The 15,659-nt window shown below is 54.6% G+C and carries 13 protein-coding genes; 3 read left to right on the top strand and 10 right to left on the bottom strand.

Annotated features, from left to right (window positions below):
- Positions 1-1,524, bottom strand: coding sequence for a glycogen/starch/alpha-glucan phosphorylase (locus ACP5VX_RS01795; protein WP_428724191.1), 1,524 nt, complete (start codon positions 1,522-1,524; stop codon positions 1-3).
- 71 nt (positions 1,525-1,595) lie between these two features.
- Between ACP5VX_RS01795 and ACP5VX_RS01790 the strand changes: the two genes are divergently transcribed.
- Positions 1,596-3,233, top strand: coding sequence for a M28 family peptidase (locus ACP5VX_RS01790; RefSeq protein WP_428724190.1), 1,638 nt, complete (start codon positions 1,596-1,598; stop codon positions 3,231-3,233).
- 1 nt (position 3,234) lies between these two features.
- Positions 3,235-4,899, top strand: a complete 1,665-nt coding sequence (gene pheT, locus ACP5VX_RS01785; RefSeq protein WP_428724189.1) for a phenylalanine--tRNA ligase subunit beta — start codon at positions 3,235-3,237, stop codon at positions 4,897-4,899.
- 160 nt (positions 4,900-5,059) lie between these two features.
- On the opposite strand, the gene ACP5VX_RS01780 is transcribed toward pheT, so the two are convergent.
- The 8 genes from ACP5VX_RS01780 to ACP5VX_RS01745 all read right to left on the bottom strand — a co-directional run bounded on the left by ACP5VX_RS01780 (position 5,060) and on the right by ACP5VX_RS01745 (position 14,104).
- Positions 5,060-5,992, bottom strand: a complete 933-nt coding sequence (locus tag ACP5VX_RS01780) for a radical SAM protein (RefSeq protein ID WP_428724188.1) — start codon at positions 5,990-5,992, stop codon at positions 5,060-5,062.
- A complete protein-coding gene (locus ACP5VX_RS01775) occupies positions 5,989-7,032 on the bottom strand; it encodes a hypothetical protein (RefSeq protein ID WP_428724187.1) in 1,044 nt (347 codons plus the stop codon). Before ACP5VX_RS01775 ends, ACP5VX_RS01780 begins: the two co-directional genes overlap by 4 nt.
- A 202-nt stretch (positions 7,033-7,234) precedes the next feature.
- Positions 7,235-8,785, bottom strand: coding sequence for a phenylalanine--tRNA ligase subunit alpha (locus ACP5VX_RS01770; protein WP_428724186.1), 1,551 nt, complete (start codon positions 8,783-8,785; stop codon positions 7,235-7,237).
- A gap of 45 nt (positions 8,786-8,830) precedes the next feature.
- Positions 8,831-9,637 (bottom strand): ABC transporter ATP-binding protein, encoded by an 807-nt coding sequence (locus ACP5VX_RS01765; RefSeq protein ID WP_428724185.1) that lies wholly within the window; start codon positions 9,635-9,637, stop codon positions 8,831-8,833.
- Entirely contained in the window at positions 9,595-10,563 is a 969-nt protein-coding gene (locus ACP5VX_RS01760) for an ABC transporter ATP-binding protein (RefSeq protein WP_428724184.1), read from the bottom strand. Before ACP5VX_RS01760 ends, ACP5VX_RS01765 begins: the two co-directional genes overlap by 43 nt.
- Positions 10,554-11,462: an ABC transporter permease gene (locus ACP5VX_RS01755; protein WP_428724183.1), complete on the bottom strand. Its 909-nt coding sequence runs from the start codon at positions 11,460-11,462 to the stop codon at positions 10,554-10,556. Before ACP5VX_RS01755 ends, ACP5VX_RS01760 begins: the two co-directional genes overlap by 10 nt.
- Positions 11,459-12,487: an ABC transporter permease gene (locus tag ACP5VX_RS01750; protein WP_428724182.1), complete on the bottom strand. Its 1,029-nt coding sequence runs from the start codon at positions 12,485-12,487 to the stop codon at positions 11,459-11,461. Before ACP5VX_RS01750 ends, ACP5VX_RS01755 begins: the two co-directional genes overlap by 4 nt.
- 3 nt (positions 12,488-12,490) lie before the next feature.
- Entirely contained in the window at positions 12,491-14,104 is a 1,614-nt protein-coding gene (locus ACP5VX_RS01745; protein WP_428724181.1) for an ABC transporter substrate-binding protein, read from the bottom strand.
- A gap of 171 nt (positions 14,105-14,275) precedes the next feature.
- Between ACP5VX_RS01745 and ACP5VX_RS01740 the strand changes: the two genes are divergently transcribed.
- Positions 14,276-15,340: an ornithine carbamoyltransferase gene (locus tag ACP5VX_RS01740; protein ID WP_428724180.1), complete on the top strand. Its 1,065-nt coding sequence runs from the start codon at positions 14,276-14,278 to the stop codon at positions 15,338-15,340.
- A 39-nt stretch (positions 15,341-15,379) separates the two neighbouring features.
- Here the strand turns inward: ACP5VX_RS01740 and ACP5VX_RS01735 are convergent.
- The coding region (locus ACP5VX_RS01735) for a hypothetical protein (protein WP_428724179.1) at positions 15,380-15,659 on the bottom strand (280 nt) is incomplete at its 5' end.

Genomic DNA, 15,659 nt, shown 5'->3' with positions numbered 1-15,659 from the left:
TCACAACGCCTCCAAATAATACTTGTGTAGCACGCGCCGCATATCAACTTTACTAGGGGTCTTCAAGGCGCTGTTGAAAGAGACCTCCCAGTACTTGTCTTTGTCGCTGTGGTACATGTCGATCAGGTCGAGGAGTTTTTTCTTGAACTCCTTGTACTCGTTCTCGTCGACCTCCTTCGCCCTGGGGTCGTCGTATATGTTTATGAAGTCTCTGATGTCGGTCCCGAAGAACCACCCCGTCACGTTGTCTTCTATAACCTCCAAGGCGGCCCCGTCTCTCGAGGAGAGCACGGGGACTCCGTTGACGAGCGCCTTCATGAAGCTAGTCCCGCTAGCCTCCCAACCACTGAATGGCGTGAACAAGAGGTAGTCGCTACCCTGTAGTACTGTCCTTGCTGTGGGTACATCGTAGTCGCTTAAGAAGACGACGTGGTTTATTTTCAGGTGTAGGTCTCTAAACTTCCTAGCGTAGTTCAGCCCGTCGAAGTCCTTGGGGTGGGGCTTCCCGCCCAGGACGAACACTGCCTCGACGTCCGGGTTCTCCTCTATAAACCTGGCAACGAAGTAGGGTCTCTTGTACCTCGCCAGTCTCCTCGTCCAAGCTATGATCGGCTTATCGTCTGCGGAGAGCTCGGGCTTCACGCTTCTCAACAGCGAGACAAGCTTTTTCCTGTTATCGAGCCTAACGCTGATCAGTAGCTCCCGGTTCAACGCATTTTTGTTGTACGCTTCGTAAAGCCTCGGGTCCATCCACCTCTCGAGGCTCACCCCGTTTGTTATGGAGACTATTTTACTCGAGTGCTTGGCAAACAGCTTCTTTATCACGTCTTCCTGCTTCTTGGAGACGACAATACCCTTCCTCAGCTTACTCAAGGCATAGTCCGTTAACAGTATGTTGTCGCCGAGGAAGAGGCCGAACTCCCTCGCGATCAGGCCTCCGGGGAACGAGGGGTGCCCCCAAGGCCCTGGGGTGTGGATTATGATTCTAGCCCTGTCCTCCACGTTAAGCGCCATTAAGAGTAGTGCTGTGTGGGCCTCTTCAAGGTCTATCACGCTCACGTTCTCTAACCCGATGAAGTCCCGTATGAAGGCGGCCGAGGCCTTGGCCAGCAAGGCGTAAACTAGGAACTGGTTCTCGAGGGTGTCGGCCATGTAAACCCTGTCTGTGAGAGCCCTAGCCCAGCTCGGGCAGACCGCCTCGAAGAAAACGGCCTTCGCTGTTTTGTGGGTGTAGACGAGGGGTTTTATGATGACCTCCTCTCCCTTTAACGTCACGGTGAACTCGTCCCAGGGCTGCAGCTTAGCCAGTACGCTCGGGGACTGCCTCTCCGGCTCTGCTATAGGCTCGGTGCCGTTGAACTTCAGTCTGACGTAACCCTGCCTGTAGTATAGGGTGAGAGCCCAGTAATCTAAGCCCATCTCCCCTGCTGTTATCACTTTGTCGCCTTCGAGTACGCCGAGACCGCCGGCATACGTTTTCAGTTGGTCGATAGCGATCTCAGGAGTGACGCTCACGATAACCATTGTACCACCACAAACAGAGGCTAGAGTTTATTCAAGCCTCTCAAAGTATTTAAGCTGGACTTTATACACTCATGGAAAAGGTGTCTTGTACGAACTTCAGGGAGCAGGTCCTAAAGCTCCGGAAGGAAGTCCCCCGGACACTAGGTGTAGACGTCGTAAACATGCTATCCAGCTACAGTAGAGTCACCGGGTCAACCGGGCTATTGAGGGCCGTTGAAGAGCTCAAGGAGGCGCTGGAGAACGCTGGGCTCCCAGCCAAGGTCTACAAAGTCGAGAACAACGCTAGGAGAGGCTTCATAGAGACCCCGTCTGGTTGGGACCCAGTAGAGGCGGAGCTGGTCATTAGAATAGGTGAAAAGGTCTTGGGAAGGTTCAACCTGCTAGAGCATCCAACTCTCTTGTCCGCTCATAGCCCTGGTGGGGAGGGCTGTGGCAGGCTAGTCGTGTGCGAGAGGGAGTGCTCGGGCGAGGTCGTGCTAACAGACCTAAACCCGTACGACGCTTACCTAACCGTTGACGCCAAGCTCATTCTCCACTACGATAAGAATAGGTTCCACGAAGCTGTCCCCTACACGGGGTTGTTCCTAAAGGCTAGCGAGGTCAAGCACGGCAAGGTCGTCATGAACATACCCTACCGCCTGGCCACGGACTTGATCTCGAGGCTGCTAGTTAACCCTTCGCTGGAGGTAGAGGTTTGCTGGAAAGCGAGCGTCAAGTTCCACAGCGCCGGGCTACCAGTCCTGGTCTCTTGTGAAGGTCGCCCGACCACGCTCATTGTAAGCCACGTGTGCCACCCTAAGCCCGGCGCTCACGACAACGCGAGTGGGAGCGCCGCCAACTTCCTGGCAGCTTTCGCTAAGGTGAACATGAGAGACCCCTCCCTGGGTAGCGTCTGCCACGCGTGGGTGCCGGAGTATGCGGGAACGGTCTTCCTGAAAGAAATCCTGGGCGAATTACCCGAGCACGTAGTGAACCTGGACATGGTCGGCTCGAAACAGAATGTGACGGGCTCGGTCTTATCCATAGTGAACCCTCCCCTGTTCATGCCGGGCAGGGTCGCATCCGCGATGTACGTCTCGGCGAGGAGTGTCTTAGATACCGTTGAGAGCTTCGAAGGTGTACCCCAGCCGTCTGTCAGGTACGACATAGCGCCGTACAGCGCCGGGAGCGACCACGACGTGTTCATTACCTGGGGCGTCGACTCGGGGATGCTCAACGAGTGGCCGAGCAAATACTACCACACGGACATGGACACTCCAGACACCATATCACCTGTTCAGCTGTCGAACACTGCTGTCATCGCCCTTCTCGCCTCCTATATACTGAGCGACCCTGGATTATCCGAGAGGGCCAACAAGGCTTACCGCGAGTACCTGGCTGGGTGGTACAGCGTTAAGTCGGCTGTCATGGGGGTCGAGGCCCCTTCACTAGGGGGCCTCAATGTCGAGTATAGAAGGCCGGCGGGGTTAGAGTCCCCGGTATCCATGAGATTCATATACAAGACCCTCGGCAGAGACACGTTCTACAAGGTGAGGAAGATTAAAGGAGCTTACTCGTACTTAACAGTCTACGCCCCTGTAGCCGAGTCCATAGGGCTTAAAGACCACTTAGACAGGTTCGTGAGAGAGGGGCTTGTGGAATGGAGCAAGGAGGAGACTGAGACGATCTCCAAGGTTTGGAATGAGCTCAAGGCAGTATTGGGGTGGTGACTTGCCTACAATCAGTGTGCGCGTAGACGACCTCTACAGGCTTCTGGGTGTTGAGCTAGACGCAAAAAGCCTGGTCCGGCTCATGACGAAGCTAAAGTGCGAAATAGAAGAGTTGGCAGGCGGCAATTTAGTCTACGAGGCCAACCACGACAGGCCCGACTTGTTCAGTGCCGAGGGGCTCTCCAGGGCTTTAAAGCACCTGCTCGGGCTACCCGTTAGGAGGCCAACCGTGTCTGACTGCGGGGTGGTGGCTTACGCAGAACCTGTCCCCGGCAGGCCTTACGTCGCTTTCGCGATCGTTAGAAACGTGGAGTTGGACGACGAGGCTCTAAAGCAGATAATCCAGCTACAGGAGAAGCTCCACACAACTTACGGCAGGAACAGGAGGAAGGCCAGCATCGGTTTGTACGATTTAGACAAGGTCAAGCCGCCTATTTACTATAAAGCTGTCGACCCCGACAAGACTAGGTACCGACCACTAGGCTATGGTAAAGAGATGTCTCTGCGAGAGGTCTTAAGTCAGACAGACAAAGGAAGAGAATACGGGCACATAATCGATAAAATGGAGAAGTACCCTGTCATAGCGGACTCTGAGGGCAGGATACTGAGCCTAGCCCCCATCCTTAACAGCGAGGACGCGAAAGTGACTACGTCCACCCGGAATGTGCTGATAGACTCGACAGGGCTAGACCCTAGAGTAGTCGTTGACATGGTTACAATAGTGGCATACAGTCTGTTTGAGAGAGGGCGTAACACGGAGATCTGCCTTGTGGAAACCCGGTATAGCAACGGGGAGAGGATCGCCGCTCCGAGAGTCGAGGGGGTAGTTCAGGAGCTTACCATAGGCCAGGTCAATAGCCTGCTGGGCACGGAGATAGGCGTCAAAGATGCGGCCAGCCTCCTGGGGATGTTCGGGTACGACGTAGTCGAGGCCGCCGGAGACAAGCTAGTGGTCCGCGCGCCCCCCTACAGGATCGACGTGCTGAGCTGGGTTGACGTAGCCGAGGACATAGCGATCGGCTACGGGTACGAGAGGCTAGGTGAAGAGGCTAACGAGCTGCCCCCTTCACGGGGCAGCGGTAGAGAGGACGAGGTAGAGCACTTATCTGACCTCCTCAGAGGGGTGCTGGTCTCGATGGGGTTTAGCGAAGTAGCAAACTACATGATGACCAGCGTCGACGTTGACGTTAGACTGTACAACAGGAGAGTGGAACCTGTTGTGGTGGCGAACCCCATAAGCGAGAGATTCACTTCTCTAAGGACGTGGCTAACAGCCGGTCTCGTGAACTTCATCGTAGAGAACAAGAACAAGGCGACCGAGTTCAGGATTTTCGAGGTGGGCGATGTAGTTTTCGTTAGAGAGGGCAGGGTGTACGAAGAGAGAAGGGTTGGAGTGGCTATCTCGTCGCCTGAGGCTACGCTAACCGACGGTCTCGCCGTTGTCAATACTCTCCTAAACGCGATCGGGCTGAACCCGGCATTTAGAGAGGGTGAGGTAGACGGGTTACTAAGGGAGAGGACCGCTGAGATCGTCGTTAGCGACGAAAAAGTGGGGTTTGTGGGCGAGGTCCACCCGGAAGTACTGCTGAAGCTGGACTACGACAGACCGATCGTCACCGTGGAGATCGACGTAGGAAAAATATTAAAAGTGCTCAGGAAACAGTAACTCTTGACGAGGATGAGGCTTGGAAGGGATGACCTCAGGGGGATGAATTGACGGGCCTTTCTGAGGGACGGATTTGTTGAGCGGTTTCATAACTACATTGATCGTCTCCGTTCTACTTCTCCTCGCCGGATACTTAGCAGAGCTTGCCGTTAAAAAGGCCTCATCGCGAAGGAACATAGTATAACTGGTTCTCCCAAACTACTTTCGACGCAACCTTCCTGTCGACGAGGCTCTCAGCCGCCATAACGCCGAAATCCCCGTAGACCTCGCTGACCTCGTTCACTCTAAGGGGCTTCCTTAGAATGTGGTTGTAGACTTCGACAAACGCCCTCCTGGACTTAACGCGGTGGACCGCCTGGGTTCTCTGGCAGGCTAGTACCTCGACGCCTTCGCTCTCCAGCTTCTCCCTCACCATGTCCAAGACACGTCTCGAGACGGGTTTGATACCCTGGTCTCTAACAGGCCTGTCGATCGTCTTTAGGAAAACCCTTTTCACCCCTATCCTCCTCGCCTGCACTATATATTCGTCTAGGTACTCCACCAGAACGTTCTCCGGCCCCTTCCTCGCCACTATGATCTCGAGCACAAGCTTCTCGGACGACCTCGCCCTACTGAATAGTTCGTGTAGTTTTCCGTAGTACTCGCTCTTCGTCGTGTTCGTTCTGGGCTGGTAAAGGGAGTCCCATTCCATGTCGGCGACGTAAAACGGGATCAACAGGGTGTCCACCACCTCGAGGACTTCGTCGACTGCTCTCTGGAAGTAGCCCGATGTTCTCGTGACGAGCCTAGCGTTTACGGAGTCGGATATGCGCCTCAGCTCTCTGAGTAAGTGCGCGAGGTCATCGTATAGGAAGGGGTCGGACGAGCCGTAGACATAGAAAGTGTTCACCTTGACCTCTCTTTCTGCGAGGTCCCGCGCGACTTTTTCGGCTAGCTCGCTCGTAGTGTAGCTTTTGAGAGCTCTCGCCTGGCGGAGAGTGTGGCACATTGCGCAGGCCATATAACACCCTCTCGAGAAACTTACCGGGTCTACTCCCAGCGAGGCTCCAAAGCACCTACTGGGGTGGGGGCCGTAGACGGGCTCTAAGATCAACCAGAGAACACCCTGCTATCTAGTAGGGCTAAGTACATCCCCTGACCGTCTACCACGTTAGGCATTATCCTGTACGTGTAGTCACTAGACTTAAACCCCTTATACGCCTTCGACAAAAACCTTTCAGAGATCCTCACAGGCTCCGCTAACCCCTCGCGGAGGACCTCGTCGACTACCGCCTCACCCTCTTCAGGTAGCACGCTACAAGTAATGTAGAGAACACTCCGGCTGTTGGCAAGAGCTCTCCTCAACAGCCTAGTTTGGATTTTTGTCAGGCTCTTCAGCTTCGCCGGCGAAAACCTGACTTTGACAGTGGGGTCGGAGTAGACGGCCCCGCTCCCTGTACAGGGGGCGTCTACAATGGCCTTCTCGAAAACCCTGTAGTAGTCGATAATCGTGGAGTCGCCGTTTATGATCACAGCCCTGTCTAAGCCGCCGTACTTCGACAACACTCTGTACACGTACTTGACTCTCTTAGGCGAGTAGTCTACTGCCACGGCCGTGGAGTCTCTGTACAAGGAGAGTACCAGCTGTAGTTTGACGCCGGGGGCACTACAGGCGTCAAGGACGCTCCTCTCGTAGGGTCTACCCGCGAGAACGGAGAGTACGCTGGAGACATCCTGGGGGACCAGTATTCCCTTCTCAACGCACTCGATCGACGAGACCGGGCTGTAGACGTCTCCTAAGATCTTGTAGGAGAGGTCTGTGTACTTCGACGCCTCAAACCTCAGGCCCTGCTTCACGAGACAATCCACAGCCTCCTTCACGGTGGCGGCCAGCGTGTTGACTCTCAACCACCTCTTCCGCGTGTTGAGGCTCCTCAGCACCTCCTCGAGCTCGCCTTCATCCAGGAACTCCGAGAGCCGGTGGACGATAAAGGGAGTGTAGCCGTACTTGACAGCTAGACCCTCTAGCCCGCCTAGCCTGTCCGCGTAAGACTCTATCTCCCTGCGGACGGCGTCGAAGTCGAACTTCCTCGATGCCAGGTAAGACGCTATACCAAAGGGTGTTTGGTTGAAACCCTCTCTACGAGCGAGCAACCTGAGAGAGTGATAGTATATTAACGTCTCATACCCTACCCGGAAAAACCTCCTGAGAGCTGAGGGTGCCAGACGCCTCTTGCCCGCTACAACTTTAAAAGCCCTCTCGAAACTCACTCTTCTCGTCATAACTACGTGGAGGAGCTGCGCGGTCAGGAGCTTCAGTTCGTGGACGGATATATCTTGGACACCCCTCTGTCTTTTACTCGGGGCTCGGTCTAACCACTACATCTCTCCCACTAGTAGTACCAAGGAAGTACGGTAGCGGTTTTTTGGCGATGCTTCTCAAAAAGTCCAGGTCTTTCGCGAACAGCAGTCTTATGTCGTCTATCCCCATAAACCACATAGCGAGCCTGTCGACCCCTATGCCCCAAGCCACCGCCTTGTACCCTCCAGCGCCCAGCATCTCCATGACCTCCGGCCTGAACACGCCGCCGGGGAACACCTCGACCCACCCCAACACGGGGTGTTTGATATAGCCCTCTACACTGGGCTCTGTGAACGGGAAGTAGCCTGGCTTAAACCAGACGTCCTTGATACCCAGAGCTGCCGCGAACTCTTTGAAGAAGTAGAGTAGATGCTTGAAGTTGACGTCTTTGCCTACGATGATGCCGTCGAGTTGGTAGAACTCCATACTGTGTTTCGCGTCCAAGTTCTCCGGCCTGAATACTCTGTCTATTGTGAACGCCCTGTACTCGCCGCCGCCCCTGTAGTATATAGTCCTGGCCGAGACGGCGGTACACTGAGTCCTCAAGACGAGCCTAAGGGCCCTAGAGGGGTCCCAAGTGTACTTCCAGCCCTCTTCGTGGACTCTCTTGACCACTTCTAGAGCTTGGGTAGGGACGTCTACCAGCGCCTTGTTCAGCACGAAGAAGGTGTCGTGTATCTCTCTAGCAGGGTGGTCCTGCGGCTGGAACAGTACGTCGAAGTTCCAGAACTCGGCCTCGACGTGGGGGCCTCTGACCTCCTCGAAGCCCATGGAGACGAGGATCTCACGTAACTGCTTAATGAAGTCCATGAAGGGGTGTGTTGTCGAGTACTTGATACTTGGCGGCGGGACGTTTAAGTCGAACTTCTTTACAACAACACCCTCTGCCTCCTTGTACTGGGATGGCAGTACGACCGTCAAGAGCTTGCCTGGGACGACATGCCCCCTCCTGATCATCTCCGCTAGGTCTCCACGAGCCCTGACCACGACAATGCTCTTCCGCTTCGCGACGACCATTTTACGTCTCTTTAAAGTCTCTAAGTCCTGAGCGCTCGCCCCGGTTCCTCTGCTTATGTTCGACAACGCTGACCTCAAGTAGGCTGACTGCTCTCTCAGCTCTAAGCACCTGGCCTCGTCTCCAAGCACCACGACGCTGTTGGGTCCGACCTTAACACAGTTACTCTTAACGAGGATTTGTAGAGCTACATTAGCGTCTTCGGGCGTCAATTTACTGTTTTTGACTAAGCAGTCCACGAAATCGCTAATCTTTGAGTTCAAGCACTTCCTAAACACCTTGAGGGCCTGCTCCTCGGGCAAGCCGTCGTTGAGGTACCTCACGCCGTGCTCGGTCAGCTCGTGCGATATTTCTTGTCGAGAGCTCAACTCTACCAGGTTTTTACCCGCTAGCTCGGCCAAGTCCCTCATGACGTCTTCTGGGGAAAGGCCGATCCTCGAAGACAACGTATATACATCAACGCTTCCAAGCTCTGCGACGACCCCCAAGATTTCAAACTGTTTCTTCGTAACGACTACCCTCTCTGCCAACCTGACACCTCTAGTTTAGCGCGCTTCCCACATCTCATAACCATACTAAATGGGTTCCATCATATAGCTTTTAACTAGGAGCCTCGTGTACTCGTGCCTAGGTCTCAAGATCACCTCTTCGAAGAGGCCCTCCTCGACCACCCGGCCCTCTCTGAGTATGACTACTCTGTCCGCGAGGTATTGGGCAACCGCGAGGTCGTGCGTCACTAAGAGAACACCGATCTTATACTTCTCGTATATGTCGTTGATCAAGTTCACGATCTGGGCCTGTGTGGAGACATCGAGAGAAGAGGTCGGCTCGTCTAGTAATAAGTATTTGGGCTCGCCGACGATCGCCCTCGCTATTAAGACCCTCTGCAGCATTCCGCCGCTCAGACTCCTAGGGTAGAGGTCCAGTACTTCCTCGTGAAGCCCTACCAGCTTGAGAACCGACCTCACCCTCTCCTCTACCTCCTCCCGCCGCATACCTGTTCTCTCCAGCGGCTCGACGAGGCTCGTTCTAATCTTTATTCTTGGGTCTAGCGACCTGTACGGATCTTGCGGGACATAGCCGAGTTTTCTGACGCTTCTCAACCAGGACGCCCTGTCCCGATAAATGTCTCTGCCGTCAACGACCACTCTACCTTTGACAGGCCTCAAGAGTCCGAGCACGACCTTTAGTAAGGTCGTCTTACCACTACCGCTCTCACCTATTACAGCGACCCTCTCGCCTGGTCTTAAACACAAGTTCACGTCTTTCAGTACCGGTGTAAAGCTTCTCCTTATCGAGAGGAGAGACCTAGTTACGCGATATCCCGCTACGACTCCCTCTAGCTTAATAAAGCACTCTCCCTGATCAGGGGTCTCCAACACTTGACCACCCTACCATTAACCTCCCGAGCTGGAGGCGTTTTGACGCACTCATCTCCTTTAATAGGGCACCTTTCGTAGAAGACGCAGCCCTCCGGCACCTGACCGGGCCTAGGAGGCTCGCCGGGTATGGACTCCAGCTTCTTTTTGTAGCCCAAGACGGGGACCACGCGTGTCAAGAGCCTTGTGTAGGGGTGTAGCGGGTTTTTCAACAGCTCATTTGCGCCTGACACCTCGACTATCTCGCCCCCGTACATCACTAGGATTTTGTCGCAGACCTTGCCCGCCAGCAGGATGTCGTGCGTTATCAGGACGATCGTAATCCCGTACAGCTCCTTGATCTCCCTGAACAACCTCATTAACTGTAGCTTGAGGTGCGCGTCTACGCTTGAAGTAGGCTCGTCCGCCACAAGGAGTTTAGCACCCGTAACAAGGCTTAAGCCTATGGCCACTCTCTGCTGCATCCCTCCACTGAGTTCGTGTGGGTAGAGGTCTAGGACCTCTGTCTTTAGGTTGAGAAGACTCAGGATTTCTACGACTTTTTTCCTCGCTGCCTCCTCTGTATAACCGTGGGCCTTCATAACACGCCAGAACTGGTCCCACACTCTCATGTACGGGCTTAGTGAAGAGCCTGGATTCTGGGGTATGTAGGAAACTAGCCGCCCTCTCACGCCCTCGTAAAACCTCAGATCGTCCTTCACGACCAGTTTACCGAAAAGGTAGAGCAACCCTCTCGTAACGGTGTAGGGTGGTAGGACGCCTGCGATTGAGTTACCTAGGGTGGTCTTACCCGAGCCGCTTTCGCCGACTAGACAGCACACTTCGCCCTCTTCTACACTGAAAGTGGCGTTCCTCACCACCAACACCACGTTGTCGTCCTCGTCGAGGTAGCCGATGCTCAAATTCCTCGCTTCCACGGCTAGAACCACAACCTCCACCTCCTCCTCAACTTCGGGTCTAGCTCGTCCCTCAATGCGTCGCCTACCAAGCTAAAACCCAATGCCGTTATCAGTATGAACAAGCCGGGGATGAGGCTGATCCACGGCATTTTCAGTATGTAGTAAAATCCGTTCTGGGCTATTACGCCCCAGTCTGGATAGTCCGGGGGGAGGCCAAACCCCAAGAAGTTTATCGCCGAGGCCTCTAAGAGGACGCTCCCGAAATCTGTGACGGCCTGGACCACCACAGGAGGACTGGTGTTGCTCAAGACGTGTCTAAAGATTATCTTGTAGCCGGGTAAACCAGAGAGCTTTGACAGCGTGACGAACTCCATCTCGCATACACTCCTAGCGTACACGTTCGCGACTCTTCCATACCAAGCCCACCACGTGAGAACCATCGCCATAACGACAACGTGTAGCCCAGGGCCAAAGACCATTCTGAGCGGGACTGCTATCAAAATGGCCGGTAGTGCTAAGAAGACCTCTATGATGTAGTTCAGCACGGTGTCGAGTACCCCTTTGTAGTACGCCGCGAATACCCCAACTGTCATACCGATGGCTAGGCTTAACCCCACTACGAGTACTATCTGGAGTAGAGCTGTCGAAGAGCCTAGCAGAACCCTTGATAAGAGGTCTCTGCCCTTGTCGTCAGTACCGAATAAGTGCGCTAGACTAGGAGGTTGCCCGGCTTCTCCCGTCTGGTTGATCGGGATGAACCCCCAGCCCTCACTCGGATAAGGGACCACGAAGGGTGATAGAAACGCCAGCACTGTAATGGCTGAGACGATAACGACCCCGACTCTGAACCTGACACTCCTCTTCCAGGCCCTAGTCAAGTAATAGGAGAGCCCCCCTAGCGTGGTAGACCGCTGGCTGGGCGCTGTCACAGTACCACCCTGGGGTCTATCCAGGACTGGACTATGTCCGTGATGGTGTTCGCCAAGATGTAGAAGACGCTGATGACTATGAGTATCGATGTGGCGAGTTTAAAGTCGTTGGAGACCACAGCGCTCACGAGGAGGCTGCCCAACCCCTCCCTGCCAAACACGTACTCGACGACCATGGCGTCCACGAGGCTGTACGCGAAGGCTAAACCCATCACTTGCGTTAAGCCGGGGACTGTACCCCTAAACGCGTAGTCCCATATAACCTCCCTCTTCTCGACGCCTAAAGCGACAGCCTGCCTGACGTAGTCCTCTCCCAGCGCTTCTGACATCATCACTCTCACGACCCTAATTCCTACCCCCGTGGGGTAGAGAGCTACGACGAAAGCGGGGGGTAGTATCCTCTTCAAAACGTCGAGGAATAATAGAAAGTCGCCCTGAAGTAGAGTGTCTATGGTGTAAAAGCCTGTTATAGGCTTAAACCCCAACGCCGCCGCTAACTTCGCGTCTATTCTACCGTAGGAGGACACTCCTAGTACCTCGGCGAGTACGAGGAAGAGCGCCATGCTGGTCCAAAACGAGGGGGTGTTCGCGATAACAAATCCGACCGTTTCCAGGGCATCACCACGAGGAGTACCCCTCCTAAGTGCCGAGTATACACCCAGTAAAACCCCGAGCGGTATACCGATCAAGTACCCGAAGATCAGAAGCTCGAGCGTCGAGGACAAATGGGCCCATATAGTAGCCAAAACGGGGGTCTTTGTTGAAATAGAGACACCTAGATTGCCCGTGAACACGTTGAGCACGAAGAGTGGTATTTGGACGTAGAGGGGCTTATCGAGGTTTAGTTCGGCCCTAGCTACTTCGATCGCCCTCTCGGCACCGGGACCCCTTGGGTTGCCAGCCCACCTGGCGGCGGGGTCCCCGGGGGAGAATATGATGATAGCGTAGGTCACGACGATGACGCCGATTATCACGAGGAGGGAGTAAAAAACGCGTTTCAAGACGTAGCCCAGGCTAACGGCCAATTACTATGCCACCTTCACGTACTGGTAGAATACGACGTACATGTACAGCGGGTTGATCGCCTCCTCGGGAATGTCGAGCCTCGGGCTGTAGACGAATACCTTCACCTCGTCCCACAGGTTGACGGCCACGCCGTTGGAGAACAGTATTTCTTGGGCCTGCTTGTACAACTCCATGGCCTTCCCGTAGTCGACTCCTTCAAGAGCGAAGGCCTGGTCTATGAGGTTGTTGAAAGTGTCGTTCTCGAAACCGCTCCAGTTCCACTCCTTGCTATCGCTGTGGAACAGGTTATACAGGTAGTCGTACGGGGACACCGTTGTCGGCCACCAGTCGTTTATGATCAAGTGAGGCGCTGAGTCCGGGTTGCTCCATACCGCCTTTCCAGCCTCTTTCATTGACTCCCAGCTCGCGGGTTGGAGCCTTACGTTGACACCTATCTGGGCTAGCGAGGTCTTTAGTATGCTCGCGAAGTCCTCTTCCTCGAGGTAGTCGGCTTGGTACATGAACTCTATCGTCACGCCAGGCTCGACTCCGCTTTTCTCCAGGTAAATCTTTGCCAGGGTGAGATTCTGTTTGTAAGTCAAGCCTTCAACGAAACCCGGGAAGTAGTGTGGAACGTACCCGCTCCCTAGTAGCGCGTAACCCTTCATCGCCTGCTGAACAATCCTGTCCCACGGTATAGCATAAAGCACAGCCAGCCTGAACTCGGTTATGTTGGTCGGGTACCTCTTGGTGTTGAAAACTAGGAAGTAGCTGTGGAAAGTCGCGAACTTTATGTACTTGTAGCCCCTGTTGACCAGGTCCTCTATGCTCGTCCGGGGGACACTCGTCACTATGTCCAGGCTACCGCTTACCAGCCCATTGAATTGGCTCTGCGGGTCCGTCACTATTTTAATTATCACCTTGTCGGGGGCCTTGTCGTTGCCCACCTGGCTCCACCCCCACCACTTGTCGAACTTCACCAGGACGACCTGGCTGTAAGGGTCGTAGGACTCGATCATGTAAGGACCTGTGCCCTCGTCAGCACCCTTGTTGAACCACTCCCTCAACCGTAAGTCGGTGGGGTCGGACACGCCGGCCTTCGCTAGAGCGCCCGGGTTGAAGATGTAGGCCGCATAGCTAGACGCCGCTATCAGGTCCAGCCTTTGGGGGTACTTCAACTTGAACTCAACAGTGTACTCGTCGAGAGCCCGCACCTCTTCTACCGCGTCCCATATAAACCCCAGCCCTATCCCGTACTTCTCGTAGACTTCTTTAGCCCTCGTTACACTGAGGACTACCGCAGTCGAGTTGAAAGGTGAGCCGTCGTGGAAGACCACTCCTCTCCTCAAGTGGAAGACCCACACCGTGTTGTTCTCCCTAGACTCCCACCTCTCGGCGAGGGCTGGTATAGTCCTGTTATGAACGGGGTCGTAGTACAGGAGCGGCTCGTAAACGCTGCCTAGTACGACTAGGCCTGTGTCGTCCTCGAGACTGGGGTCTATCCCTGTTATCTTGTCGTTGTACGCGTAAACCACGACCCTTGTTTTACTTACGCTATGTGTCGTCGACATGAAGTACGCTGAGAGGCCCGCAACTACGACGATCACTAGTAGTACGACTACTAGCGTCCTCCTCATAGAGCAACACTGTGAAACCCTAATCACGCAAGGGTTTTTAAAACGTGAACCCATCGGTCGCCCACAAAAATACCTCGGGCCTACTAGTAGCCGGGCTACACGAAGGGGCGGGCTCTACAAGTATTTAACCTCCCACCCAAGTAAGAGGGGCTTAAGCGGAGAGTGGGTGTCATGCCCTCGCTAAGGTACCTCGTAAGGGAGTTGAGCGGGAAAGACCTGATCTCCACGCTAGAGTGGAGCGACGAGGAGATCGACATAGCGCTGAAACTAGCAGCCGAGTTCAAACAAATAGCGAACTACTACGGCGTCGAGGCTATCCCCAAGGTGCTGGAGAGGAAAGTCTTCTACATGCTGTTCTTCGCGCCGTCCACAAGGACGAGGGCGGCGTTCGAGTCCGGCATGTACTTCCTGGGCGGCCACGCGGCATACATTGACGCTACCACAACTAGGATGGCGTTCGGAAAGCAGGAGAAGGCGGGCGAGGCCATCAAGGACGTAGCGGCTATGTACGACCTGTACGGCCACGGCCTAGGCATCAGGATCCTGGACAAGGCCATTGACTACCTGTACGGCGTAGGTAACTCCTACATAAGGGAGATGGCTAAGGCCGCAAAGATCCCCGTTATCAACATGGCGGACGACATGTTCCACCCCACGCAGGGGCTGGCGGACATATTCACCTTCATCGAGAGGTTTGGGAACCCGCGGGGTAAGAAGTACGTGATAATGTGGGCCTACAGCCCGGAGATCAGAGGCTGGTGCAGCCCCCAGGAGGACATGATATTGTTCCCCAGGTTCGGCGTAGACGTCGTCATTGCCAGGCCTCCAGGATTCGACCTAGACCCCAAGCTCGTCGAGAAGGCTAAGGAGCTCGCCAAGGAGCACGGCGGCTCCCTCGAGGTGACTGACAACCTACAGGAGGCGTTGAGGGGTGCTCACGCCGTCTTCCCGAGGAACTGGGCTTCGCCAACACTAGTCCAGGTGGGCTACAGCAAGTTCAAGGACGAGGAGCTCAAGATATACGAGAAGTACAAGAACTGGAAGGTGACAAGGGAGTTAATGGACTTGATGGACAAGCACGGAGTCTTAATGCACGTACTACCGATATTCAGAGGCTACGAGGCGGACGAAGACGTTATCGACGACCCGAAGAGGTCTATAATTTACGAGCAGGCTGAGAACGGCCTGTGGACGAAGATGGCCGTCCTAGCTTTGACGATGTACGGAGTCAAGTAGGTCTCTCACAACGTTTTTCTCTCCTCTCTTACTTCTAGCTCACTTAACGTAGTCCTCGAAGTCCACCTCCCTACCATGCTTCACGAACTTGATCCTTAGCTCGGGCCTCACGTCTAGACCGAGCCTTCTCAAGACTGTTAATACGGTCAAACCGTCGAGCTTGTCTACAATCCCCCTCTTCAACATCTCGTACAGAACGGAGACGACCACGGGGTACTCTCTCGGGTACAGCTGTTTCGTCTTCTCTACCAGTTCAAGCGCCCTGTCGTCGGACAGCTTACTATAGACCACTCTCTCCGGGTCAACAGGCTGGGCGTCT

This window comes from Thermogladius sp. (genome assembly GCF_049970955.1).
In the GTDB taxonomy this organism is placed as follows: domain Archaea; phylum Thermoproteota; class Thermoprotei_A; order Sulfolobales; family Desulfurococcaceae; genus Thermogladius.
Note: the sequence above shows the minus strand (reverse complement) of the source record. Positions and strands in the feature narration are given on the sequence as shown.

Excerpts from the sequence above, each read along its gene's own strand:
- ACP5VX_RS01795 (WP_428724191.1), bottom strand. The coding sequence starts at position 1,524 with ATGGTTATCGTGAGCGTCACTCCTGAGATCGCTATCGACCAACTGAAA.
- ACP5VX_RS01790 (WP_428724190.1), top strand. The coding sequence starts at position 1,596 with ATGGAAAAGGTGTCTTGTACGAACTTCAGGGAGCAGGTCCTAAAGCTC.
- ACP5VX_RS01745 (WP_428724181.1), bottom strand. The coding sequence starts at position 14,104 with ATGAGGAGGACGCTAGTAGTCGTACTACTAGTGATCGTCGTAGTTGCG.
- ACP5VX_RS01740 (WP_428724180.1), top strand. The coding sequence starts at position 14,276 with ATGCCCTCGCTAAGGTACCTCGTAAGGGAGTTGAGCGGGAAAGACCTG.